Source organism: Winogradskyella sp. 266wxhm, from assembly GCF_058964685.1.
Genome location: NZ_CM179559.1, coordinates 1689877 through 1715897 on the forward strand (window position 1 = coordinate 1689877; position 26021 = coordinate 1715897).

Sequence of the window (26021 nt, forward strand, 5' to 3'; positions counted from 1 at the left end):
CTTATTTTTGAGTTAATTCTGCTAATTCTTTACCAATTAAACTACCAATTGCTACGCCCATTCCGCCAAGTCTAACACCACAAAACACTTTGTTAGACAGTTGTTTTACTATAGTCTTTTTTTGTTTACCTACACCCATAATTCCTGACCATCGATAGTCGATTTCAAAATTAGTTTCTGGCAGAATGGTGGTTTTTAAAAGTGTTTCTAATTTGTTTTGAATGAGTTTTGTTTGGGCAAATTCGGTAGTTTCTTCAGTTTTAAAATCGAGGTTGCGTCCGCCACCAAAGAGGATACGATTATCAATATTTCTAAAATAATAATAGCCTTGATCTAAATGAAATGTGCCTTGTATATGTAAGTTTTTTATGGGTTTTGTAATCAATACTTGTGCGCGAGCTGGTTTTACATCAGAAATATTTAATTGTGATGCAAAACCGTTAGTGGCAATCATTAATTTTGAGGTTGAAAAATCGAACTGATTGGTTTTTACTTTAACTGATCCTTGATCTTCTGAAAAGCTTTCAACAGTGATACTATTTAAAATTTTAATGCCTTTAGATTGTACTTTTTGAAGAAGTGCTTCCATCATTTTTCCAGTATCTATCTGACCTTCAAAAGCATTAAAAGTGTATTGACTTTTGATATTCTTAAAATTGAATATGTTGCCTTTAATACTAAACACTTCAGCATTAAAAATTGGCTTTAGCAGGTTGTTGACATTATCTTTTTCCGATATGCAATTTTCAAATAAATCGTCATTTTCAGTAAACAACTCATAGCCACCAAAAGCTTGATAATTTATCGTTGAATCACCTAGAGTTTGACGAAGTAATTGCAAGCCTTCAACTCTATTTTTAACTAATTCTATAACTTCTTTTTCGGTATGTGTATTTAAATCGTCTAAGATTTCACTTAAACTACCAAAACAAGCAAATCCTGCATTTTTAGTGCTTGCGCCTTGAGGCAATAGCCCTTTTTCTAAAATTAGAATATTAGCTTTTGGATAGATTTCTTTTAAAGACAAAGCGCAATTTAAGCCAACAATACCACTGCCAACAATAGTGAAATCTACGTTGGCTAACCATGATTTTATTTCCCAATAGCTAAAGTTCATAACATAAAAAAAGCCCCTAAATTTAGGGGCTTTTCTATAAAAATTTAAGTTTTTACTCTACTATTATTTTTCTGGTTATTTTATTAGAACCATCTGCTATAGTTAATAAATACACACCAGATTGTGCATTATTTAAACTAATAGCTTCTTCAAATCTACTAGTAGTATTATAGTTTTTAGAAAAGATTGCTCTTCCTCTAATATCATAAACTTGAATTTCGATATCTTCCCCAGATTTTGGGCTGAAACCTATATTAAATTCACCATTGTTTGGGTTTGGATAAATAGCTAAATTCTCTAATTGATTTTCATCTACAGATAATTGATCTGTACATATTTCTAGAGACCAGCTATTTACTGTACCTGTGTCACCTGTCCAAAAATCTACAAAAGCTAAATTCCATGTTCCATTAATATCTTCCCCATCAAAAATGCTTAGAGGATTGGCTGGATTAAATGTACCCGTAGTAGGGCTATTACAACTAATAGTTGTTGCACCATCTTCAAAAGTAACATCTATATTACCATATTGAGCATCGTTACAGTTTCTCGCCCAAATATTTGCAAAAGAACCACTTGGAGATTGTAATTGCATTACCAAATCACCAATATATGAATGAGTAACATCAACAGATACAGTAATGTTTCCTGCAATAATTTCATTGTCATTAATAGTAATAGGCACAAAAACAGGAGTACCAGCTGTATTTGCACCAGTACCATCTGGTATAAAAGTACTAATTGGTCCAGTAGAGTATTCAGTGCAAGTTACAGTAACACCAATTGAAATATCCTCTGTATTAAGATTAAAAAATATACCATTAGCCGCTTCAACCATAATTCTACAACTAGACGAAGCTACGTTTGGTACAACAATATCATGAGAGCCGTCATTTGGAACATTAGACGCTAAAACAGTATCAAAATTTTCACCATCAGTAGATAATAAAATGTTTACACTAGATTCATTTACTCCATTTGCAGTTGTTCCCGCTACATCCCAAGTTATTGTTTGTGTTGAACCTATATCCCATGATTGCCCATCTACGTTTTGAGATGTTACAACAAATGGACCTGCTGCTGTAGTTACTGTAGCAGTCATAAAATCTACATCTGTCTGACCACCTGAAGCATCATTATCTCTAACAGTTAAACTAAAATTTAAGTTCCTGTTCACTGTAGATAATTTTTCCCAAGCTGTAGAAACACCACCATTTGCTACAATATCTGATAATCTAGGAATATATCTTATTGGATTGTTAGTACCAGTAAATGATCTCACTATTGGACCGGTAACTGAAGTTTCTAAAGGCATTCCGGCAGTACCTAAATCATACTGCTCCCAAGTATATGTTAAAGTACCTAAACCATCTGGATCTGAAGAGGAACTAGCGTCTAATTTATATGGTGTGCCTTGTGGAATTGTATAATTAGCACCAGCATTTGCAATTGGCTCGTTATTTCCTGTGAATGTAGTATTAGTTGGACAGGCACCAGAAGATGTAATATGATTCCATATTAAATCTAGGCTTTTTTGATGAAAATAATCGTCACTATTATTTTGAACATTGTTAGAACCACAAATTCCAGCATAGGCCATTATTGTACTTCCACTACCTGGTTCATATGCAGAATTAGCTGTTCTATTAGTACCAACACAACTTCCTTGATTTCCATTAAATGTATGTGTAGAACCAAATTGATGCCCAAGTTCATGTGCAACATAATCAACATCATAGGCATCACCAACAGGTGCAGGTGAACCTGTAATACCTCTAGCTTTATTTCCATTAACACAAGAAGAACCCAAAGCAGCTAAACCTCCACCTCCTGTGCTAAAAGTATGACCCACATCGTAGTTTGCACTTCCAATAGCTCCATCAATTACTGTTTGACTTTGATTAATTAAAAGTCCTGCATTATCATTATCAAATGGATCTGTTGAAGCATTTGTATACACAATAGAAGAATTGTTTGCAACTAATGTCATTGTTATAGACAAATCTCTTTCATAAATCCCATTAACTCTAGTTATTGTAGTCGCTATTGCGGCCATAGCTCCAGAAACAGTTCCGCCATGAAACGCAGTATATTCCCCAGTAGCAGCAATAGCCAAGCGATAATTTCTTAAGATTCCATCATCCGCATTTTTCGCAATCGAACTTTCTTCAAAAGTTTTGTTCAATATTTCTTCATCATCAATAACTGCACACTCAAACTCGAAGTCTGGTGTATTTAAACTTCTTTTTGAATAAACTGTATAAGTTTTACCATCTATGGTATAAGGATCAATAAATTGTGTTCCATTTTTTGTTCCTAAAAACATCGCATTCAATCCTTTTGGGGTTATGGTAAACCTAACAATCTCAGCAGGATTGTCTATTCCTTGCCCTGCATATGATCTTATATTTGGAAATTCCGCTTGGAGTTGAGCGTCCATTACAGAGGCCTCAAATACCTTGTATCTATTTATTTCACCTTGAGAATTCGGAAACGAAATGATTGTATTTCCAATATTCTCTCTAGTTCCAATATTATTTAGACTATTTTTTAATCCATCAATATTTAATTGATAAAACTTTTCTTTCTTAAGACTAATTTTTCTTAGTATTTGTTCGGATTTTTTTGCATCACTATCACTGACTTCACTCCAGTAATTCTTTGTACTTTGGGCGGTTACAGACAAAGAAAAAAACACTACTGCAAAAGCTGTAATTTTGATAAAGTAATTTTTTTTCATGAGATTATTTTATTTAGAATCTTTAAAGATAACTGTATTTATTCGAATGTCAAAAAAGAGTAAGTTTTTTACACAAAAAAACCCAAGCTCGCGCCTAGGTTCTTTTTTATTCTTCAACTATGTCTTTTATTTTGAAATCTTCCATAAATTTAGTGGTATAGTTACCAGCTAAGTAATCTGGATGATCCATCAATTGTCGATGAAAAGGAATCGTAGTCTTTATTCCTTCAATAACAAACTCATCTAATGCTCTTTTCATTTTGTTGATAGCTTCTTCCCTTGTTTGAGCTGTGGTAATCAACTTAGCAATCATAGAATCATAGTTGGGTGGAATGCTATAACCTGCATAAACATGTGTATCTAAACGAACACCATGACCACCTGGCGCATGAAGCGTTGTAATACGTCCTGGAGAAGGTCTAAAATCATTGAAAGGATCTTCTGCATTAATTCTACACTCAATTGAATGTAAGTTTGGCGTATAATTCTTTCCTGAAATCGGCACTCCAGCCGCAACTAATATTTGCTCTCTTATTAAGTCGAAATCAATAACCTGTTCTGTAATTGGGTGCTCTACTTGGATACGCGTATTCATTTCCATAAAGTAGAAATTTCTGTGCTTATCTACTAAAAACTCTACTGTACCAGCTCCTTCGTATTTTATAAATTCCGCAGCTTTAACCGCAGCTTTTCCCATTTTAGCTCTAAGCTTGTCTGTCATAAAAGGTGAAGGCACCTCTTCAGTTAGCTTTTGGTGACGTCTTTGTACAGAGCAATCTCTTTCAGACAGATGGCAGGCTTTACCTCTAGAATCACCAACAATTTGGATTTCGATATGGCGAGGTTCTTCTATAAGCTTCTCCATATACATATCATCATTTCCAAATGCTGCTTTAGATTCTTGTCTAGCCGAATCCCAAGCCGCTTTAAGGTCTTCTTGCTTCCAAACAGCTCTCATCCCTTTTCCACCACCACCTGCGGTTGCTTTAAGCATTACAGGGTAACCAACTTCCTTGGCTAGTTTTTCACACTCTTCAAAATTAGCGATAATACCTTCGCTACCTGGAACACATGGGACTCCCGCTGCTTTCATTGTAGCTTTAGCTGTTGCTTTGTCTCCCATTTTGGAAATCATTTCTTCTGAAGCACCAATGAATTTTATACCATGCTCTTCACATATCTTTGAAAACTTTGCATTTTCAGACAAGAATCCATAACCAGGGTGAATGGCATCTGCATTTGTGATTTCTGCAGCTGCTATAATATTTGATATCTTTAAGTAAGACTCGCTACTTGGTGCTGGACCAATACAAACAGCTTCATCTGCAAACTTAACGTGTAAACTGTCTGCATCTGCTGTTGAATAAACAGCTACTGTTTTAATGCCCATTTCTTTGCAGGTTCTAATAACACGCAGTGCTATCTCACCTCTATTGGCAACTAATATTTTTTTAAACATAAACTCTTCAAATTTTCAATATTCAAAAAACAAACTCCGAAATAGAATATATTGGAATTTGGAATTGAAAATTGGGATTTTACATTAAGATGGGTCAACCAAGAATAATGGCTGATCAAATTCTACTGGAGAAGCGTCATCTACTAAAACTTTAACAATTTTACCTGATACCTCAGATTCTATTTCGTTAAATAATTTCATTGCCTCAATCACACAAAGAACATCTCCTTCTTTAATTGCTGTACCCACCTCAACAAATACTGGTTTGTCTGGTGCTGGTTTGCGATAAAAAGTTCCTATAATTGGAGATTTTATTGTAATATATTTTGAATCTTCACTAGCTGATGTAGCCGCTGGCGCACTCTCTGCTGCTGGCGCAGTTGGTTGAGCAACTGGTGCAGCTTGAGGTACCATAGGTGCAGCTTGCATTGGTACTTGCTGAACTATAGTCGTTTCATTTTCTGAACCTGTTTTAATGGTAATTTTAACGTCATCCATTTCTAACTTAACTTCACTTGCGCCTGATTTAGCTACAAATTTTATTAAGTTCTGAATTTCTTTTAAATCCATAATTTTAGATATTTTGTTAGTTAGTTGTTATTAAGAATTATAAGCCCATTTAAAATAAATTGAGCCCCAAGTGAATCCACCACCAAAAGCAGCAAAAATAATATTATCGCCTTTTTTTAGTTGAGATTCGTAATCGTTTAATAATAAAGGTAAAGTCGCAGATGTTGTATTTCCATATTTCTGGATATTCATCATAACTTTTCCTTCTTCCAAATTGATGCGATTAGCAGTTGCATCAATAATACGCTTGTTTGCCTGGTGTGCTACCAGCCAAGCTATATCGTCGTTAGTTAAGTTGTTTCTTTTTAGTATTCTTTCAGCCACATCAGCCATATTAAAAACTGCATTTTTGAATACTGTTTTTCCATCTTGGAATACAAAATGCTTGCCTTCGTCAAATGCTTCTTGTGTAATAGGGTATGAAGAACCACCATAAGTGGCCTGTAAAAACTCTCTTCCTTCACCATTACTTCTTAGAAGCTCATCTTGAAGTCCAAGACCTTCTTCATTTGGCTCAAAAAGTACTGCCCCTGCACCATCTCCAAAGATAATACAAGTAGCTCTGTCTTTATAGTTTATAAATGATGAGTTTTTATCTGCACCTATAAGAAGTATTTTTTTATAACGTCCAGATTCTATATAAGCTGCTGCTGTAGACATTCCAAACAAAAAGCTGGAACAAGCCGCTTCTAAATCGAAAGAAAATGCATTTACTGCCCCTATTTGAGTAGCAGTGTATGCTGCTGTTGACGCCGCTTTCATGTCTGGCGAAGCTGTACATACAATAACCAACTCAATTTCTTTTGGATCTAAACCTTTCTTTTGGATTAAATCTTCCGCTGCTTTTATGGCTAAAAAAGAGGTGCCTTTTCCTTCTTCCTTAAGAATTCTTCTTTCTTTAATTCCGGTACGAGTAGTTATCCACTCGTCATTTGTGTCTACCATTGTCTCTAGTATTTTGTTCGTTAAAACAAAATCTGGGACGTAACCGCCGACACCTGTAATTGCCGCTGTGATTTTACTCATTCTTAGCTTTTAGATTAATTAAAAGTATAGAAAAATGCTAAAAATCAATTGTTTTTAACCATTTTTAAACACTTTTTGGCAAATAATAGTGCAAATTAAGTAGAATTTGATTGATTCAGAAAATTAAAACAAAAAAAACGCTCACAAGTGAGCGTTTTCTTATATGCATGCATAATAATTATGCAACGTTTTCTTCTTCAACTGAGTTGTCAATTAATACTTGACCTCTGTAGTATAATTTTCCTTCGTGCCAGTGAGCTCTGTGATATAAATGTGGCTCACCAGTAGTTGGGCAAGTTGCTATTTGAGGAGCAGAAGCTTTATAATGTGTTCTTCTTTTATCTCTTCTGGTTTTTGATATTTTACGCTTTGGATGTGCCATTTCAAATGTTATTTATCCGTTAATAGTTTCTTTAAATTATTCCAACGAGGATCAATTTCCTCTGACGTTTTCTCTTCTTTTTCCTTGTTAGGACTCAATTCTTCTAGTTTTGAAAGTATCTCAGATTTTAATGTACCATCTTCAACACCTGGATGTACTCTCTTTGCAGGTACAGCCAAAATAATGAGTTCGTATATATATTGAGCAACGTTGATTTCATATTCACCATGCGGAACAATCAATATGTCTTCATTGTCATCATTATACTCTTCACCAAACTTTACAACCAATTTATAGGTATCTTCAATTTCTTGATTATAAGGCTCATTAGTAATATCGCAGTTAACGTTTACAGATCCACTCGCTGAAAAAAGTAACTCTAAAAGTGTTGTTTTTTTCTGGAAGTTTAGATCAATTTTTACGTCAACTTCATTAAACTCATCGTATTCAAAATGCTGAAAGAACTTATTGTCTATTTCATATTCAAAATGATGTTCTCCAAGCTTTAATCCAACGAAAGGGATTATATATTCTTTTAATTCCTTCATTACCACATTCATTTTGAGCGTGCAAATATAATAATTTTTCCTTATTTAAAGGACAGATATCAACAAATTTTGTTTATAACTATTTAGAAGCCTTTTTTAGCGGGTTTTTACTGTAAAAATCGTATTCCCTTCGGTTTCTAAAAATTTTAATTGCAGCTACAATAGCTTGTTTCATAGAACTTTCATCTGCCACACCTTTTCCTGCAATTTCGTAAGCTGTACCATGATCGGGTGAGGTTCTTACTTTTTCCAATCCTGCAGTATAATTTACTCCTTTGCCAAAGGCTATAGTTTTGAACGGTATTAATCCTTGATCGTGATATGAAGCAATAATAGCATCAAAATTTTTATAAGTGTTCGAGCCAAAAAAGCTATCAGCAGAATAAGGACCATAAACTAAAGTGCCATTTGCTTTTATTTTTTCTAGTGTTGGTTTTAAAACAGTATCATCTTCATTTCCTATAACACCATTGTCCCCTGCATGAGGATTAATAGCTAATACGGCTATTTTTGGTTTTCTAATTCCAAAATCTTGTTTCAATGATTTTGTAACCGTACTTATTTTTTCCTTTACTAGCGCTTCTGTAATATGATTACTAGCATCCTTTAAAGGCACGTGATCTGTAAGCAAACCCACACGTAAATTATCCGAAACCATGAACATTAGACTTTTTCCGTTTAATGCTCTGGCAAGATAATCCGTATGACCTGGGAAGTTAAATTTTTCTGACTGAATATTGTGCTTATTAATAGGAGCTGTCACCAAAACATCTATTAATCCTTCCTTTAAAGCTTTGGTAGCTGCCTCAAGCGACTTAATAGCATATTCACCTATTTTCTTATCTTCTTTACCAAACTCTATTTTTACTGGCTCTTTCCATACGTTTACCACATTTACTTTTCCATGAACCACTTTATCTGGTGAATCTATATTGAAAAAGTTGATTTTACTATCAAAATGGTTTTTAAAGAACTGCATGGTTTTGCTAGATGCAAAAATTACAGGAGTGCTTAATTCTAAAGATCTAGGGTCTTCATATGATTTAATAATAATCTCAGGTCCAATGCCGTTAAGGTCACCAACAGAAATACCAACAATTATATGTGTTTGTTTTTTCATCTACTATCCTATCCTATTTTTTTATTAAAATTGGTTATTGGTGTATAATATGTACATAACTTTGTAAATGCAAATTTAACCAAATAAAGTACAATTTATGTTTACTGGCATTATTGAAGATCTTGGAACCATAGAGAAAATAGAATCTGACGGTGGAAATCTTCACTTTACCCTGAAAACTTCTATAACAAACGAACTAAAAATAGACCAAAGTGTTGCTCATAATGGTGTATGTTTAACCGTCGTTGCCATTGATGGTAACCGTTATACTGTAACGGCCATACAAGAAACTCTGAACAAAACAAATCTTGGCTTATTGAAAGAAGGAGACATTGTAAACATTGAGCGCGCTATGAAACTTGGTGATAGACTTGATGGCCATATCGTACAAGGTCACGTAGATCAGACGGCTATTTGTACAAATATATTAGAACAAGACGGTAGTTGGGTTTACACTTTTGAGTATGATGAAAAGTTAAGTAACATCACTATTGAAAAAGGCTCAATTACAGTAAATGGTGTAAGCTTAACTGTTGTTGATTCTAAAATAAATAGTTTTTCTGTAGCTATAATACCTTATACTTATAACCATACAAGTTTTAAAGAACTCAAGGTTAAAGATTCTGTTAATCTAGAATTTGATGTAATAGGTAAATATGTAAAACGACTTAACGAGCTAAGAAATTAAGCTACTTTTCTTGATATCTTATAAACTTTATAGGCTCCATAAATAAGAGCAGCAATAAAAAGAAACACAACTCCATTGTCTATAGGAAGAAATGGTGGAGGTGGTGGAGCAGGCGGAGGTGGTTGATTCACCTGAGCAATAGATGCTACACTTACGAAAAAAAATAAGATTGAGGCAAACATATTTTTATTCTGCATACTGTTAAAACTGCCGTAAAAGTATAAAAAAAACCGAGTCAAAAAAATTTTATTAATCAAAAAGCATCTTTAAACGACAAATATTGTCGACGAAATACTTAAAATGTGGTAAAAATAGGGAAGATTCTCACATTTTTTGATGCGTATTTAACGCAAATATAATATTAAATTTATATTGCCTAGGGCAAAAAACCAAAATCTTACAATTAATTTACTTAAAATCTGAATTTTGTAGAAACAAAAAAGCCTCACATTTCTGTAAGGCTTAATTTGTGGTCCCACCTGGGCTCGAACCAGGGACTTTCTGATTATGAGTCAGATACTCTAACCAACTGAGTTATAGGACCAATTAGCATTATGCTAACACTACTCTTTTAAAAAGAGTGTGCAATATTACTACATATTTTAAAACTCTACAAGAAAATTATTCCTTAATGTCTTGGCACAACTCTATTAATACACCATTTGTAGATTTTGGATGTAAAAATGCAATCAATTTATTGTCTGCACCTCGTTTAGGTTTTTCATGAATCATCTTAAAACCTTCACCTGTTAATCGGGCTATTTCACTTTCAATATCATCTACAGCAAAAGCAATATGATGAATCCCTTCTCCCTTTTTCTTAATGAATTTAGCAATCGGACTCTCTTCATTCGTGGCTTGTAATAATTCTATTTTATTTGGCCCACATTCAAAAAAAGAAGTTTTTACACCTTCACTTTCTACATCTTCAATCTTATAATGCTCCTTTCCAAATAATGATGCGAAGAGCTCGTTTGAAGTGTCTATATCTTTTACCGCAATACCTATATGTTCAATTTTTTTCATGATATGTATACTTTTGTAGGTTCAATAACGTGAAAATTAAGGTTTAAAAAAATGATTTTTGTTATTTTAAATCGAGATTATCCCTAATATCATCTACTTTTGCAGTATGGAAAGTAATAGACAGAAAAAAATAGCGGGAATTCTACAAGAAGATTTGGTAGATGTATTGCAACGTGCCGCTTCTGAAGGTGGATTAAAAGGCATCCTTATTTCGGTGACCAAGGTGAATGTTACTGTAGATCTTTCTATAGCTAAGGTTTACTTAAGTATATTTCCGAATAAAGAAGCAAAACCTTTGTTGGAAGGTATACGGTCTAACAAACCTTTAATTAGGCACGAATTGGCACAACGTACGCGTCATCAGCTAAGACGCATGCCTCAGCTCGAGTTTTTTATTGATGATTCTCTAGAATATATCGATGGTATTGAGCGTTCTCTAAAAGGTGAGGATAATCCTCTTGAAAACCCAGATTTATTAGGCAAGCGCAAAAAATCTTAAGTGAATTTTCCATTATATATAGCAAAACGTTACCTGTTTTCTAAAAGCAGTAATAATGCTATAAATATTATGACGCTCATTGCTTCGGCTGGTGTTATTATTGCTGCTGCCGCACTTTTTATAGTCCTTTCAGTATTTGCTGGTCTTAAAGATTTTAGTCTTGAGTTTTCTTCGTTTGTAGATCCAGATTTAAAATTGATTCCAACCGAAGGCAAATCTTTTATGTTTTCGGAAGAGGATATTTCAAAACTGAACAACATTGAGGGTATTGCTTCATATTCTGAAATTATTGAAGAGCGTGTTATCATTAAATCTGAAAACAAAAACTTATTAGCTACTTTAAAAGGTGTTGATTCTAATTTTCTTGAGGTTACCAATATAGATTCCATGGTAACACAGGGTAATTGGGTATCAAAAAGTAATGATGTGGTTGCTGGATGGGGAATTTCGAATAATCTTTCTTTTGGAATTTTAAATTTCAGAAAAGCGCTTTCTATTTACGTTCCAAAACCTGGAGTTGGGCAATCTAGTTCACTAAAAAGTATTTACAATTCAGCTTTTGTAAATAATGTTGGGCTTTTTGATATCAATGAAGAACTAAACAATAAATATATTTTTTCGAATATTGAATTGGCTAGAAATCTTTTGAATTATAACGAAAGACAAATAAGTTCTCTAGAGTTAAAACTAAATTCTGAAGCCGATGAATCTGAAATAAGATCTCAGCTAGAAAGCGTATTTCCAAATCGTTTTGTCATAAAAAACAGAGAGCAACTAAATGATGCTTTGTTCAAAATGTTGAATACTGAAAACCTAGCTATTTATCTTATTTTCACACTAGTGATTATCATTGCCTTATTCAACGTTATTGGAGCGATAATTATGATGATTTTAGATAAAAAGAAATCCTTGAGCACTTTGTTTAGTCTTGGTGCGGAAACCAAATCCATTAAGTCTATTTTCTTTTTACAAGGTAGCCTTATGACTATTGTAAGTGGAGTTATTGGAGTGATCCTTGGTTTGCTTATTGTTTTGGCCCAGCAATCCTTCGAATTGATAATGCTTACTCCAGAATTGCCTTATCCTGTGGTATTGAAATTCTTTAATATCGTTGTCGTGTTAGCCACGATTTTCGCACTAGGAATAATTGCTTCTAGAATAGCTTCTCAGAGAATCACAAAGAATTTGATTCAATCTTAGAATTGTTGTTCAAATTGATAGTCTGCAAATTTATCTAAGACCTCATCGAAAGTATCAAACACATCTTTTGACTCATCACTTGTTACCATTTTCATGCGATATTCCTTAAAATCTTGAATACCCTTAAAGTAATTTGTATAATGTCTTCTGGTTTCAAAAACTCCAAGCTTTTCCCCTTTCCAGTCGATTGACATTTGTAAATGACGACGAGCGGCTTCTACACGCTCTACCATAGAGATTGGTGCTAGATGTTCACCAGTTTCAAAAAAGTGTTTAACTTGTTTAAAAAACCATGGATTCCCTATGGACGCTCTACCAATCATAGCTCCATCTAATCCGTAACTGTCTCGCATTTCTAAAGCGCGTTCTGGAGTATTAACATCACCATTACCAAATACAGGAATGTGCATTCTTGGATTATTCTTTACTTCAGCTATAGGTTTCCAATCGGCATTTCCTTTATACATTTGTGCACGTGTACGACCATGAATGGATATGGCCTTGCAACCCACATCTTGAAGTCTTTCGGCAACCTCGACAATTTTTATAGAATCGTGATCCCAACCCAATCGTGTCTTTACAGTTACAGGTAAGTTAGTGCGTTTTACCATTTCAGCAGTCAATTGCTCCATCAAACAGACATCTTTTAGAATTCCTGCACCTGCACCTTTAGATACCACTTTTTTTACAGGGCAACCAAAATTAATGTCTATGATATCTGGGTTGGATTTTTCAACAATGTCTATGGTTTGCAACATGCTTTCCATATTGGCACCAAAAATTTGAATACCAACAGGACGTTCCTTTTCATAAATATCTAGCTTCATAACACTTTTTGCAGCATCACGAATCAGACCTTCACTGGAGATAAATTCAGTATATACCACATCGGCACCTTGCTCTTTGCATAAAGCTCTAAAAGGTGGATCACTAACATCTTCCATTGGTGCTAAAAGCAAAGGAAAATCTGGTAGTTCTATGTTGTCAATTTTAACCAAGTGTAGAATTTTATTGCAAAGCTAAGACTTTTTAAGATAATGTGTGTATCTTGATAATCTGATATATTTTCAACAATTACATTGAACATTCCTTTTCAACCAGAAGTTTTCGGGATCACTATTAACGTGCATTTACTACTTGAGTATCTCGCCTTTTTTATCGCTTTTAGGTACTATGTTATTCTAAGAAAAAACAGTAAGGATATTATTTCTAGCAATAATCGCTTATCCATTATTTTGGGTGCTGCTTTAGGCGCTTTGATAGGCTCTCGTATAGTTGGTTTTTTTGAAAATCCTCTTATTGAATTTACCAAAGAGAATCTTATTCAGTTGTTAAATACAAAAACCATTATGGGAGGTTTGTTTGGTGGTTTACTTGGTGTAGAATTAGCAAAAAACATCATAGGAGAAAAACAGTCGTCCGGTGATTTGTTTGTGTTCCCTATTATTTTAGGAATTTTTATTGGTAGGATTGGATGTTTTTTATCTGGCGTAAACGAGTTTACTTATGGTAAAGAAACAACATCAATCTTTGGAATGGATTTGGGAGATGGACTAATGAGACATCCCACATCTCTTTACGAGTTAATTTTCTTGATTATTTTATTTTTCGTTTTAAAAAAGATTCAGAAAAAAGTTCTGCTAAAAAATGGTGACTTGTTCAAAATATTCATGCTTAGCTATTTTGGGTTTAGGTTTTTTATTGAATTTATAAAACCCAATGTGTTTTATGTATTTGGGTTGAGCAGCATTCAAATTTTATGTGTAATTTGTTGGTTGTTTTATTCAAAATTCATCATTCAAAAACTAAAAAATGCCCACTAGAAAATATACCTATTACGATTTCACTTTAAGCTTATGCCCAGAATGTTTACAGCGTGTTGACGCCAAAATTGTATTTGAAAACGGCAATGTGTATATGCTAAAACGTTGTAACGAACATGGCAACAGCAAAGTGTTAATTGCTGATGATATTGAATATTACAAAAACATTCGCAACTACAACAAACCTAGTGAAACACCTTATACATTTAACACCAAAACACACTATGGTTGTCCGTACGATTGTGGGTTGTGCCCAGACCATGAACAGCACAGTTGCCTAACGGTAGTTGAAGTAACAGACCGTTGTAATTTAACTTGTCCAACTTGTTATGCTGGTTCTTCGCCAACCTATGGTAGACATAGAACTTTAGACGAAGTTAAAACCATGCTAGACACCATTGTAAAAAATGAAAAAGAGCCTGATGTTGTACAAATTTCTGGAGGCGAACCAACTATACACCCACAATTTTGGGAAATCTTAGATTATGCTAAATCATTACCGATTAGGCATTTAATGTTGAATACCAACGGCATTAAAATTGCAAAGGATATCACTTTCGCAGAACGCCTAAAAACCTACGCACCAGATTTTGAAATCTATTTACAGTTTGACTCGTTTGAAAATACTGTATTGCGAGAATTACGTGGTGCCGACCTAAACGATATAAGAAAACAAGCACTTGAAAACTTAAACAAATTAAACCTTTCTACTACCTTAGTCGTTACCCTTCAAAAAGGTTTAAATGATGACGAAATTGGCAAAATTATTGACTTTGCCTTACAACAAAAATGTGTTAGAGGAGTAACCTTTCAGCCTACACAAATTGCGGGACGATTAGAAAATTTTAATCCTGAAACGGATAGAATGACTCTTACAGAAGTGCGCAGAAAAATATTAGAACAAACCTCAATATTTAATCCCGATGATTTGCTTCCTGTACCTTGTAATCCTGATGCGTTGGTTATGGGATATGCTTTAAAATTAGATGGGGAAGTCTTTCCATTGACACGGTATATTAACCCTAATGATTTATTAGATAATAGTAAAAACACCATAATATATGAGCAAGATGAACAACTGCATGGTAAAATGATTGATTTGTTTAGTACAGGTAATTCAGTAGAGGTTGCAGAGGAGAATCTAAAATCTATAATGTGTTGTTTACCCAATATTGATGCTCCAAATTTGGGGTATGATAATTTGTTCAGAATCATAATTATGCAGTTTATTGATGCTTATAATTTTGATGTACGTGCCATAAAAAAATCATGTGTGCATATCGTTGATAAGGACAATAAAATTATTCCTTTTGAAACCATGAATTTATTTTATCGTGATGATAAAAAGGAGCGTTTAGAAGAACTTAGAAATCAATTATAATATTTCTATTCTAACCTATAAATAGGTTTACAATAAAAAAAAAACTGAAACCTTTATATTTACTAACAGAGCTAGGTAGATAAGGCCGTATAATTCTTAATACAATTTAATTTTATGTTTTTTTTAGAAGTAGGTAATTTAGATGGTATACTTTATTTTATTCTAGCCATTATGTTTGGTCCAGCAATTCTATTAGCTATAATAGGCTTTATCTTACTTAAACGCTATAAAAAAGCGGCTAAAGTATTGTTTATTTTAGCCGCTTTGTATTGTATTGTAAGTTTAGGTATTTGTGGAACTATTATGATGAGCTAGATATAATTAATAAACAATATTGCAATATTGTTTATCTCTTTTATTGTCTCTGCCAAACAGATGTACCGCTCACGTTACTGGTTACAACAGTTCCTGTTGTGCTATCCTCCGTTACAATTACTTCATCTTGAACAAAGGTCAACGTCTGCCCATCATCTGATAATTCGTAGGTTGCTGTTTGTTCGCCTTCAAAGGCGCTACTATCAACTTCTCCTTCATAAGAAAATTCAAAAAACTGACCATCAACTGTCATTTCATTTCCATCAATACTATAATTACCACTTACACTTTCAAGTGTATATGGTTCGCTGGACATCTCAACTCCGTCAAATAAGACGCTAGCAACATAGCTGTAGCTACCATTTGTAGTATATGAATTTTCTGTGAATTCTAGAGTATAATTATATTCTGTACCTGTAATATCTAAATCACTTACGATGGTTTGACCAGCAAATTCCATTGTATTACCTAGCGTTGTGGAAAATTCTACTAAATCCCATGTACCAATTAGGTTAATATCCGGATTCGGATTGGTTACATTAGTTTGAACATCTGAGTCCAAAGGTTCATTTTCGCAAGTAAATGCGGTTAATAATGTAAATAAGCAAAATAAGGATATAAGTCTTTTCATTTTTAGATTATATGGTTGTTAGTCAGTAAATATACACAATTGTAGTTTTGACTTAAAATTTAACTTTAGTTTCTATAGTTTCATCTCCTCGTGTTACTGTGATGTCTGCTTCATCTCCTTTGTCAAACACAGACAGAGCTCTCATATAACTCATCATGTCTGTAATGGTATTATCACCTAATTTTACAACAACATCACCTTTTTGTAAACCTGCATTAAATGCTGGTGTTTCCTCTCTGGTGCCATCTATACGCATACCTTCACCATCGTATAAATAGTCTGGTACAACTCCCAAGCCTACTTTGAATCGTGGAGTTTCTTCACTTTCATTTTTTGTTTTTCTAAACGCTAATTCGCCATTATCATCCAAGTCGGAAATAATATCAAAAATATAATCTGAGATTAAATCCATGCCTTCGTAATTTAGTTTATCTGAATCGTCACTTGGTTTGTGGTAATCTTCATGCTGACCTGTAAAAAAATGTAGTACAGGAATATCAATAAGGTAGAACGAAGTATGGTCGCTTGGTCCTACTCCACTTTCATTTTCAATCAATTTGAATTTCTCATTATTTGACATCAAAGTCTGTTTGAACATTGGAGAAGTACCAACACCATAAACAGCCAAAGTACTATCGGTTTTTAACTTCCCAACCATATCCATATTTATCATATAGTTTATGGATTTGGCATCTATAGTTGGATTTTTTGAAAAGTAATTAGAGCCCAGCAAACCCATTTCTTCACCTGAAAAAGCCATGAACAAATAGTTGTTTTTATCTTTTACCTCATTAGTATCACTTTTAACTTTTAATCTGCTTGCTAAATTCAATAAAACGGCTACTCCACTAGCGTTATCATCGGCACCATTGTGAATAGCCTTTTCTTCACCTCTATATAATGAGCCTTCGCCTCCGTAACCTAAATGGTCGTAATGCGCGCCTATGACAATAGTTGTTTTAGAGTTATTATCTATATAGCCAATAATGTTATTTCCTGTAATGGTACTATCTGCATTAGTAGTAAACTCCACTTCTTTGTGAGGGTCCGTCTTAGGTTTAAATGAAAACGACTGTAAATAGCCTTCGGTTCCTTTGGGCTGCAATCCAATCTCTTTAAAACGTTTTATCAAATATTCTGATGCTTTTTTCTCCCCATCCGTTCCTGTTTGGCGACCTTCGAGTTTATCATCGGCCAAAAAAGCAACATCTTCTTTAATTTTATTCTCTGCAACTTTTGGTTCAGTTTTACAAGACAGTATTGTTGCTAAAACTCCTAAAAAGACAATTTTTTTCATCTTAAATCTTATTTTTGCTCAAAATTAGGCATTAATCGCCATTTATTATAATTCTTTATTATGAACAGATTAGCTGTTTTTTTTCTTGCTGGTTTTGCATTTATTTCATGTAAAAATGAAAAAGATAATACTGCTACAGATTCTACTTCTGGTGCTACCAAAATGAATGAATCCTTAATCTATCCTGAGGAAAAAAATTTCAAGTCTTTGCGACAAGTAACCTACGGAGGTGATAATGCAGAGGCTTATTGGAGTTTTGATGACAAACAGATTATTTTTCAATCTAACAATAAAAAATGGGGAGTAAATTGTGACCAAATGTTTTTAATGGATGCCAATGAAACATTTACCGACAGTATTGCTCCACCAATGATAAGTACAGGAAAAGGACGTACAACTTGTTCATATTTCTTACCGGATAACAAACACATTATTTATGCCTCTACGCATTTGGGAGGTGACGAATGTCCTGAAGTTCCTCTAAAAGAAAACGGAAAATACATTTGGCCTATCTATGATACTTACGACATTTTTGTGGCCGATTTAGAAGGAAACATCGTGAAGCAACTCACTAATGAGGATGGTTATGATGCTGAGCCTACCGTGTCGCCTAAAGGTGATAAAATTGTATTTACCTCAACAAGAAGCGGTGATTTAGAACTCTATACTATGAATATAGACGGTACAGATGTAAAGCAAATTACGGATGAGCTAGGCTATGATGGTGGTGCCTTCTTTTCACCAGATGGTAGTAAACTTATTTTTAGAGCGTCGCGTCCTAAAACCGAAAAAGAACAAAAAGAATACAAAGATTTATTAGTTCAAGGTTTAGTAGAGCCTAGTGATATGGAACTCTTTATTTGTAATGCCGACGGTAGCGATATGCGTCAGTTAACACATTTAGGTAATGCCAATTGGAGTCCATTTTTTCACCCAAGTGGAGAAAAGGTATTGTTCTCTTCTAATTTTGAAAGTGAAATTGGTTTTCCGTTTAATCTTTATATGATTGATATTGATGGGAAAAACCTAAAACGCGTTACACATGGTAATACATTTGAAGCTTTCCCTGTATTTTCTAACGATGGTAAGTATTTGATTTTCTCATCTAACCGAAATAATGGAGGCACTAGAGATACTAACCTGTTTATTGCCGAATGGCAGGATTAATAGAATAACTCTCATTTTGCGATGCTGAATTTATCTCAGCATCTTGTTTATGTTTGCTCTAATTAAGATCTTTCAACCTTTGGCGTTCTTCTTCTGAAGTTCTACGCTCATTAGTATTAAGCTTTGTATTTCCAAACTTATAACTGAAACCTATTTTTATATAACGGTTGTCTATATCTATAAACCTTTGACTTGATTGATTGAGATAGTTAATTGATGATTCATAATCTTGCATATTAAACAAATCATCTACAGATAAAGATATTACACCTTTTTTCTTTAAAATTGTTTTAGACAAGCTTAATTCCGATGCTAATCTGTTTTCAACAGTTTGAAATTGCTGTAGATTTTTCCCTATCCAATATAAGGTCAGATTAATACTTAGACTTTTATCTTCTAACAAGGATAGATTATTACTTAATAAGCTGTAATTAGACCATTGATTTTGCTCCACAAAACCTTCACCAAAATCAGACTCTTCAGTAATATTATAAAATGATGTCACAAAGTATAAGTTCCATATATTCGTTGGATAATAATCAAAAATAAAATCGAAGCCATAATCTACTTTCTTATCTAGATTTGTAGGAGTATAAGCAATGATATTTGTGTCATTATTTTGTCTAGGAAGCTCTACAATATCACCATCATAATTCATGTAATAAGCCTCAACTGTAAAATGTTTTAAGAAATTAGCTCCTATTTTATAGTGATCTCTATATGTTGGAACCAAATTAGGATTACCTAGAACGACTGTATTTTCATTAATAAAAAATGTAAAAGGATTGAGGTTTGTATAACTCGGCCTGAATATGCTTCTTTTATAATTTGTATAAACCGTGAAATTATCTGAAATATTATGAGATATACTAGCATTAGGAAACCAATTAAAATAATCTTGAGTATTAGTTTCGCTTAACGATACTGATTGTCCTTCAATATTGGTTTGCTCTACTCTTAAACCAAGATTTATATCCCACTTATCCCAAGATTTACTGTAGTTGGAATATGCTGCAAAAACTGTTTCATCATATTGAAAAGCATCTGTATTATCCTCATTAACAACTTCTGAACCTCCTATTATATCCAACCTTGTGATATCGCTATCTGTTTTTACATTAGAAAACTTTACACCTGCATCAAAATTTGAACTTTCATTTACAGGTAAACTGTAATCCACCTTTCCGGTGATAATCTGTGTGTCTTGATTTGCTAATGTTGTAAATTCAGAGTCATCAATCTCTAACAATTCATCTTGAAATACATTTTGTTTACGCTCATAATCATATGTTGTGTAATGCGCATTGAAAATGAGACTAGATTTATTTTCAAAATCATGTCTAAAAATCAAATCCGTGCCTATGTTATACTTATTGTCCCGAGAGAGATTATCTGCTGTAAAGTTCGATTCAAAATCACCATTTTCATCAAAAATATCTGTATTGTTTCGGATTTGATATTTGAAATATGGCATATATAAGCCTGTACTTGTTAAACTCAACGTGTTTTTTTCGTCAATAAAATAATCTAAATTCAGATTTAGATTATGTGTTTCTGACCAAGTGTTTCTGTTAACATTAGATTTCCAGACCTCGTCTATTTCATTAGAATTATCTAAATAATTTACACGATCATCTTGATCTCTATTAATCTTTTGATTGGTATAGCTATAGTTAACATTAACGTTGATTTTATCATTTTTAAAATAATGACTCGTTACTGCATTATATCTAGGGAAAACTCCCTGAGTATAATTGGTTTGTACACTTCCTCTATAACCTGTAACCAAGTTTTTGCTCATAATGATGTTAATGACCGATCCACTATCTGCATCATAACTTGCTGGTGGATTTGTAATCACTTCAATAGACTTTATACTGTTTGCAGGAGCGCTTTCTAAAAGTTGAATCAATTCACTTGAGGTTAGCTGTACCTTTCTTTCGTTAATATATATAGCTGCAGGAGCACTTTTAATATTTATGCTTCCTTCAGTAACTATAACTCCTGGTGTGCTTTTAAGAACTCCGAGTGTTGAGCTTTCGGTTAAAGCTGTATTTTCAATATTAAAAATCAATCGATCAGGTTGGCGAGTTATAGTCGGCTTTTTTGCTATAACGGTAACCTCTTCTAAACTTTCAGGAGTATCTGATAATGTAATGGTTTTTAGATCTAGATTTCCTGTTAATATTATCTTTTGCTCAAACGTTTCTAAACCAATATAACTTATTCTCAACAGGTATGTTTCTGAAGAAAGGTTTTCAATATTGAAAAAACCATTCCCATCTGTAGATGTTCCTTTAATATAGGATTCGTCTTCCGAGTTTAAAATCAAAATATTAGCTAGCTCAATAGGAGTATTCTCTGAATCAACAACTTTTCCTGATATTGAAAAATCTTGAGCAAGTGCATAAGAGCTAAGTGCAATAAGAATTACACTAAAAAAAAGTCGTAGGCTAGCAATCATTAGTTAGGTTTCTAACGCAATATATAAATTGTTTTTTACTTAACATTATGGTTTTACCGCATTAACAGCTACTTAAAAGTAAAATTTGATAGTATAAAGCAATTCAAATCAATTATATTTGCGAACTATTTTGTAGCTTAGAAAAAGAGATGAAGAACATACGTAATTTTTGCATTATTGCACACATAGACCACGGAAAAAGTACATTGGCAGATCGTCTTTTGGATTTTACAGGATCAGTAACAGATCGTGAAAAACAAGACCAATTGCTCGATAACATGGACTTGGAGCGTGAGCGTGGTATTACCATTAAATCCCACGCCATTCAAATGGATTATGTCCATAACGGTGAGCCATATGTTTTAAATCTTATTGATACACCTGGTCACGTTGATTTTTCTTATGAAGTATCGCGTTCTATAGCTGCTTGTGAAGGAGCCTTACTTATTGTTGATGCTGCTCAAAGTATACAGGCACAAACTATTTCTAACTTATATCTTGCTTTAGAAAACGACTTGGAAATTATTCCAATTCTTAACAAAATAGACTTACCAAGTGCCAACCCAGAAGAAGTTACCGATGATATTGTTGACTTGTTGGGTTGCGATCCTTCTGAAGTTATTCCTGCTAGTGGAAAAACCGGTCTTGGTGTTGCTGATATTTTAACCGCAATCATTGACCGTATTCCTGCTCCTAAAGGTAATCCAGACGAACCGTTACAGGCTTTAATTTTCGACTCTGTTTATAACCCATTTAGAGGTGTAGAAACCTATTTTAGAGTTATAAATGGTTCTATAAAGAAGGGACAAAACATTAAATTCATCGCAACAGGAAAAAATTATTTTGCAGATGAAGTTGGAACTTTAAAGCTTAAACAACATCCGAAAAAAGAAATTAAAGCTGGTGATGTTGGCTACCTAATTACTGGAATAAAAGATGCTCGTGAAGTAAAAGTTGGTGATACTATAACCGATGCTAAAGAACCAACTAAAAATGCTATTTCTGGTTTTGAGGACGTAAAACCTATGGTTTTTGCTGGTATCTATCCTGTAGATACAGAAGATTATGAAGAGCTAAGAGCCTCTATGGAAAAGCTTCAGCTTAATGATGCTTCCTTAGTATTTGCACCTGAGAGTTCTGCTGCTTTAGGTTTCGGTTTCCGTTGTGGTTTCTTGGGTATGCTTCACTTAGAGATTATTCAAGAGCGTTTAGAACGTGAGTTTGACATGACGGTAATCACTACAGTACCTAACGTAAGTTACCATGCTTTTACTAATAAAAACCCTGATGAAATTGTTATTGTAAACAACCCATCAGATTTACCAGAACCTTCAACCTTAAATCGTGTTGAAGAGCCATATATCAAAGCTACAATCATTACTAAAGCAGATTTTGTTGGTCCTGTAATGAGTCTTTGTATTGAAAAACGTGGGCAAATTACCAACCAAACGTATTTGACTACTGAGCGTGTTGAGTTAAGTTTTGACATGCCTTTAGCTGAAATTGTTTTTGATTTCTATGATAGGTTAAAAACTGTGTCTAAAGGTTATGCTTCTTTTGACTATGCTCCTATTGGTATGCGTGCTTCTAAGTTAGTTAGAGTAGATATTTTATTAAATGCGCAAACTGTTGATGCACTTTCAGCATTAGTACATACCGATAATGCTTACACTATAGGTAAAAAGATGACTGAAAAGTTGAAGGAATTGATTCCAAGACAACAGTTCGATATTCCTGTACAAGCGGCAATTGGAGCAAAAATTATTGCTCGTGAAACTATTAAGGCACTTCGTAAAGATGTTACCGCAAAATGTTATGGTGGTGATATTTCGCGTAAGCGTAAACTTTTAGAAAAGCAGAAAAAAGGTAAAAAGCGTATGCGCCAAGTAGGTAATGTAGAAATACCTCAGCAAGCGTTTATGGCTGTTCTAAAACTCAACGATTAAAGTCATTAGTCATTTTTTAGTATCTTTAAAAGGTACTGAAAACCATGACGCTTCAATCCAAAAAAATTCTCATTTGTGAAGATCATCAAATTGTTATTGATGGCTTAGTTTCTATTCTAAAAAGTTATGATGACTTTTATGAAATTGATACCATTGTGGATGGTGATAAAGCTATAGATTTCATAAGAAATAATAATCCAGATATTATACTTTTAGATCTTAATTTACCAACCGTAAATGGTTTAGACATTCTAAAAGAAATAAGAACATTTTCTACATCAATTAAGGTTATTATACTCACTATGTATAATAAACAAAGTATCGTAAAAAAAGCGAAACAATATGGAGCCAATGGGTTTTTACTTAAAAATTGTTCTTCCTCCGACCTTTTAAATGCTATTGATTCTGTTTTTAATAATCCTGTTTTTTATATTGGAAAAGGTGTTGTTAATTCGGTTGAAGAAAATGATGGTTTTGTAGAAAGGATTAAACTTACGCAACGCGAAAAAGAAATTATTAAAGAACTGATTAAGGGTCTTAATGTGCCTCAGATAGCTGAGAACTTATTCATAAGCCCTTATACAGTGGAAACTCATAAAAAGAATATTTTTAAAAAGCTTAATATTCATAACTCCATTGATTTGATAACGCTTGTCAATGAAAAAAGTCTTATCTAATTTAACTATCCTTTTCGTTTTACTTGATTTATGCTCGTTTCATAGCATATTGGCTCAAGTAACTGACACATTGCGTATAACTTCAGAATTTCAAAAAGCAAATCTTAAAACACTTAACCTTGTCAATAATAGTTCCGTTGAAAACAAAAAAGACTTCTTTTATTCCGACTATGAAAGAGAAGTAAATATTGTAGATTTTAATTTAAAGAATGAAACGAGCAAATCATGTGTTTTGATTTTAGAGCTAAGCAACGCTCTGATTAACGAGGTTTCTGTTTTAAAAAAGAATAATGGACTGTATAAACTTTTATATGAAACAGGTATAAAATATCCCGTCTCACAAAAAGCTTTCTCTCATCGTTTGTTTGCTTTTCCTTTGAACCTTGAAGCTAATGAATTTTCAAATTATAGAATTGTCTTGAAAAAGGATAAGGGAAAACCTTTGGTAACATCTATATTAATTAAAAATGATTCGCTTTTCACAAAAGAAAACACAATACAACAAATAAGCTTAGGCATTTATTTTGGTATAAGTATATTGTCCATTGTTTTTAGCCTATTAGTCTTCTGTTTTGTAAAGAAATGGCGATATCTCATTTATGGTCTGTACATCATTTTTTTAGGCTTATATATTACTGCGTATACAGGATTGTTTTCTCAAATTTTATTACCTAAAAATGACATCTTTAATACTTATACTAACTATATCCTATTTAGCGAAGTCTCTTTGATTCTCTTTGTTCTTTTTTCACAAAGATTTTTAGAAGCAAAAAAATATGCACCTAGATTAAAACAGCTTGTAGATATTTTTTTGATTGCTTGTATAACATTAAGAATACTTATACATTTTACAACCATAAGCGAGGCATGGATTCATTTATTTGTAAAGCTTTGGTATTTCTCTTTATTAGTTTTGGGTATTCTCATTGCTTTCCAAATAGTGGCTTTTCTAAAAACTAATTTTAAAAAAACCTCTTTTTTTGCCTTAGCTTATATTTTTATGATAGTTGGCGTGTGTTGTACTATTTTATATCATGGTTTTGGAATTATAAATGGAATAGTCTTCGGTTTACCTATAATATTTTATACTTCATTTTTAGAAATTTTATTCCTTACACTTTCTGTAATTTTAATGGTAAAGGACATCTACGATCAAAGAAATCGTTTGTCTGAAAAATTAATACTTGAAGAGAGAAAAAGCCTATCAGCCTTTATGAAAGGAGAGGATCAAGAAAGGAAAAGAATAAGTAAAGAGCTACATGACAATGTAGGAAGTCAATTGAGCTATCTTAAACGTTTCATCTCAGAAAATGTAACTAACCAAGCCATAAGTGATAGTATAGACAACATATGTAAAGATGTTAGAAACCTTTCTCATGAAATATCTCCTTCTGATTTAAAATTTGTTGGTCTTGAAAAAGCTATTAAAGATTTAGTAAACACATTAAAGAGCAACACATCAATAGCTATTGAGTTTTATACCTATAAGTTTCCAACCCAAATAGATGATGAAACTGAACTTCAACTTTACAGAATAGTTCAAGAAGTTTTAAATAATATTATAAAGCATTCTGAAGCTAGCGAAGTAAATATGCAATTAATAGGTCACAATACTTATGCTATCATCACTATTGAAGATAATGGCAAAGGCTTTGTTAATATTGGCAATACACGCGGACTTGGACTGAGAAATATTGCTTTAAGAGCTAAACAAATTGGTGGTAGTGTTGAAATTGATTCCAAAGAAAAACAAGGTACTTCTATTATTATCACATTCCCAACCTAAATCTACCAGAGTTCTGGTATTGTAAAAACTTCTTACGCAACCTATGTTTGTTCGGCTATTAATCAAATTTTTTGGGGACAAACCAACATTCAAGATGTATGTTTTAAATTGATCACTTATTATCTTGAGAATAAGAGGCTTTAACTATTGGTTATAGCC

General features: G+C 33.2%; 24 protein-coding genes and 1 tRNA gene. 10 read left to right on the forward strand and 15 right to left on the reverse strand.

Features of this window, described 5'->3' with window-relative positions; genetic code table 11:
* Position 1: 1 nt before the first annotated feature.
* The 8 genes from AC2H4K_RS07320 to pdxA all read right to left on the reverse strand — a co-directional run bounded on the left by AC2H4K_RS07320 (position 2) and on the right by pdxA (position 8962).
* Positions 2-1117: an NAD(P)/FAD-dependent oxidoreductase gene (locus AC2H4K_RS07320; protein ID WP_281140803.1), complete on the reverse strand. Its 1116-nt coding sequence runs from the start codon at positions 1115-1117 to the stop codon at positions 2-4.
* A 52-nt stretch (positions 1118-1169) separates the two neighbouring features.
* Positions 1170-3857 (reverse strand): zinc-dependent metalloprotease, encoded by a 2688-nt coding sequence (locus tag AC2H4K_RS07325; RefSeq protein WP_281140802.1) that lies wholly within the window; start codon positions 3855-3857, stop codon positions 1170-1172.
* Between the two features lie 106 nt (positions 3858-3963).
* Positions 3964-5316 carry an acetyl-CoA carboxylase biotin carboxylase subunit gene (gene accC, locus AC2H4K_RS07330; protein ID WP_281140801.1) on the reverse strand — a complete coding sequence of 451 codons (1353 nt, stop codon included), beginning with the start codon at positions 5314-5316 and terminating at the stop codon, positions 3964-3966.
* Between the two features lie 84 nt (positions 5317-5400).
* The gene (accB, locus tag AC2H4K_RS07335) at positions 5401-5886 is read right to left on the reverse strand and encodes an acetyl-CoA carboxylase biotin carboxyl carrier protein (RefSeq protein WP_281140800.1); all 486 of its coding nucleotides are present in this window, start codon (positions 5884-5886) and stop codon (positions 5401-5403) included.
* Between the two features lie 30 nt (positions 5887-5916).
* Positions 5917-6912, reverse strand: coding sequence for a beta-ketoacyl-ACP synthase III (locus tag AC2H4K_RS07340; RefSeq protein WP_281140799.1), 996 nt, complete (start codon positions 6910-6912; stop codon positions 5917-5919).
* A 178-nt stretch (positions 6913-7090) separates the two neighbouring features.
* Positions 7091-7294 carry a 50S ribosomal protein L32 gene (gene rpmF, locus AC2H4K_RS07345; protein WP_281140798.1) on the reverse strand — a complete coding sequence of 68 codons (204 nt, stop codon included), beginning with the start codon at positions 7292-7294 and terminating at the stop codon, positions 7091-7093.
* An 8-nt stretch (positions 7295-7302) separates the two neighbouring features.
* On the reverse strand, positions 7303-7842 hold the full coding sequence (locus tag AC2H4K_RS07350) for a YceD family protein (RefSeq protein ID WP_281140797.1): 540 nt from the start codon (positions 7840-7842) through the stop codon (positions 7303-7305).
* Positions 7843-7921: 79 nt separating this feature from the next.
* The gene (gene pdxA / locus AC2H4K_RS07355) at positions 7922-8962 is read right to left on the reverse strand and encodes a 4-hydroxythreonine-4-phosphate dehydrogenase PdxA (protein ID WP_281140796.1); all 1041 of its coding nucleotides are present in this window, start codon (positions 8960-8962) and stop codon (positions 7922-7924) included.
* Positions 8963-9059: 97 nt separating this feature from the next.
* Here pdxA and AC2H4K_RS07360 point away from each other — a divergent pair, with 97 nt between their 5' ends.
* Positions 9060-9650 carry a riboflavin synthase gene (locus AC2H4K_RS07360; RefSeq protein WP_281140795.1) on the forward strand — a complete coding sequence of 197 codons (591 nt, stop codon included), beginning with the start codon at positions 9060-9062 and terminating at the stop codon, positions 9648-9650.
* Here the strand turns inward: AC2H4K_RS07360 and AC2H4K_RS07365 are convergent.
* From AC2H4K_RS07365 to mce, 3 genes are all read right to left on the reverse strand, one after another.
* Positions 9647-9847: a PID-CTERM protein-sorting domain-containing protein gene (locus AC2H4K_RS07365; RefSeq protein WP_281140794.1), complete on the reverse strand. Its 201-nt coding sequence runs from the start codon at positions 9845-9847 to the stop codon at positions 9647-9649. The two genes, AC2H4K_RS07360 and AC2H4K_RS07365, sit on opposite strands and share 4 nt — an antisense overlap.
* Positions 9848-10120: 273 nt before the next feature.
* Positions 10121-10194 (reverse strand) — tRNA-Ile (locus AC2H4K_RS07370).
* 77 nt (positions 10195-10271) lie between these two features.
* The gene (mce, locus tag AC2H4K_RS07375; RefSeq protein ID WP_281140793.1) at positions 10272-10676 is read right to left on the reverse strand and encodes a methylmalonyl-CoA epimerase; all 405 of its coding nucleotides are present in this window, start codon (positions 10674-10676) and stop codon (positions 10272-10274) included.
* 106 nt (positions 10677-10782) lie between these two features.
* Here mce and rbfA point away from each other — a divergent pair, with 106 nt between their 5' ends.
* Together rbfA and AC2H4K_RS07385 are read left to right on the forward strand one after the other, a co-directional pair.
* Positions 10783-11175, forward strand: coding sequence for a 30S ribosome-binding factor RbfA (gene rbfA / locus AC2H4K_RS07380; RefSeq protein WP_281140792.1), 393 nt, complete (start codon positions 10783-10785; stop codon positions 11173-11175).
* Positions 11176-12375 carry an ABC transporter permease gene (locus AC2H4K_RS07385; RefSeq protein ID WP_281140791.1) on the forward strand — a complete coding sequence of 400 codons (1200 nt, stop codon included), beginning with the start codon at positions 11176-11178 and terminating at the stop codon, positions 12373-12375.
* Here AC2H4K_RS07385 and dusB read toward each other — a convergent pair.
* Positions 12372-13373, reverse strand: a complete 1002-nt coding sequence (dusB, locus tag AC2H4K_RS07390; RefSeq protein ID WP_281140790.1) for a tRNA dihydrouridine synthase DusB — start codon at positions 13371-13373, stop codon at positions 12372-12374. The genes AC2H4K_RS07385 and dusB overlap by 4 nt on opposite strands.
* A gap of 81 nt (positions 13374-13454) precedes the next feature.
* On the opposite strand from dusB, the gene AC2H4K_RS07395 reads away from it, so the two are divergent.
* From AC2H4K_RS07395 to AC2H4K_RS07405, 3 genes are all read left to right on the forward strand, one after another.
* The gene (locus AC2H4K_RS07395; protein ID WP_281140789.1) at positions 13455-14198 is read left to right on the forward strand and encodes a prolipoprotein diacylglyceryl transferase; all 744 of its coding nucleotides are present in this window, start codon (positions 13455-13457) and stop codon (positions 14196-14198) included.
* Positions 14188-15579 carry a radical SAM protein gene (locus AC2H4K_RS07400; protein ID WP_281140788.1) on the forward strand — a complete coding sequence of 464 codons (1392 nt, stop codon included), beginning with the start codon at positions 14188-14190 and terminating at the stop codon, positions 15577-15579. Before AC2H4K_RS07395 ends, AC2H4K_RS07400 begins: the two co-directional genes overlap by 11 nt.
* 114 nt (positions 15580-15693) lie before the next feature.
* A complete protein-coding gene (locus AC2H4K_RS07405; RefSeq protein ID WP_281140787.1) occupies positions 15694-15894 on the forward strand; it encodes a hypothetical protein in 201 nt (66 codons plus the stop codon).
* Between the two features lie 40 nt (positions 15895-15934).
* On the opposite strand, the gene AC2H4K_RS07410 is transcribed toward AC2H4K_RS07405, so the two are convergent.
* Both AC2H4K_RS07410 and AC2H4K_RS07415 read right to left on the reverse strand, forming a co-directional pair.
* Positions 15935-16525: a hypothetical protein gene (locus AC2H4K_RS07410; protein WP_281140786.1), complete on the reverse strand. Its 591-nt coding sequence runs from the start codon at positions 16523-16525 to the stop codon at positions 15935-15937.
* A gap of 52 nt (positions 16526-16577) precedes the next feature.
* Complete coding sequence (locus AC2H4K_RS07415) at positions 16578-17822, reverse strand: M28 family peptidase (protein WP_281140785.1); 1245 nt, start codon at positions 17820-17822, stop codon at positions 16578-16580.
* Positions 17823-17882: 60 nt separating this feature from the next.
* Here AC2H4K_RS07415 and AC2H4K_RS07420 point away from each other — a divergent pair, with 60 nt between their 5' ends.
* Positions 17883-18989, forward strand: coding sequence for a TolB family protein (locus AC2H4K_RS07420; protein ID WP_281140784.1), 1107 nt, complete (start codon positions 17883-17885; stop codon positions 18987-18989).
* A 58-nt stretch (positions 18990-19047) separates the two neighbouring features.
* Here the strand turns inward: AC2H4K_RS07420 and AC2H4K_RS07425 are convergent, their stop codons facing one another.
* A complete protein-coding gene (locus AC2H4K_RS07425; protein ID WP_281140783.1) occupies positions 19048-21453 on the reverse strand; it encodes a TonB-dependent receptor domain-containing protein in 2406 nt (801 codons plus the stop codon).
* A 149-nt stretch (positions 21454-21602) separates the two neighbouring features.
* Here AC2H4K_RS07425 and lepA point away from each other — a divergent pair, with 149 nt between their 5' ends.
* Genes lepA through AC2H4K_RS07440 form a run of 3 tightly spaced genes read left to right on the forward strand, consistent with a single transcriptional unit; the run spans position 21603 to position 25862 of the window.
* On the forward strand, positions 21603-23399 hold the full coding sequence (gene lepA, locus AC2H4K_RS07430) for a translation elongation factor 4 (protein ID WP_281140782.1): 1797 nt from the start codon (positions 21603-21605) through the stop codon (positions 23397-23399).
* A 44-nt stretch (positions 23400-23443) separates the two neighbouring features.
* Positions 23444-24076, forward strand: coding sequence for a response regulator transcription factor (locus AC2H4K_RS07435; RefSeq protein WP_281140781.1), 633 nt, complete (start codon positions 23444-23446; stop codon positions 24074-24076).
* Positions 24057-25862: a sensor histidine kinase gene (locus tag AC2H4K_RS07440; protein WP_281140780.1), complete on the forward strand. Its 1806-nt coding sequence runs from the start codon at positions 24057-24059 to the stop codon at positions 25860-25862. Before AC2H4K_RS07435 ends, AC2H4K_RS07440 begins: the two co-directional genes overlap by 20 nt.
* Positions 25863-26021 lie beyond the last annotated feature (159 nt).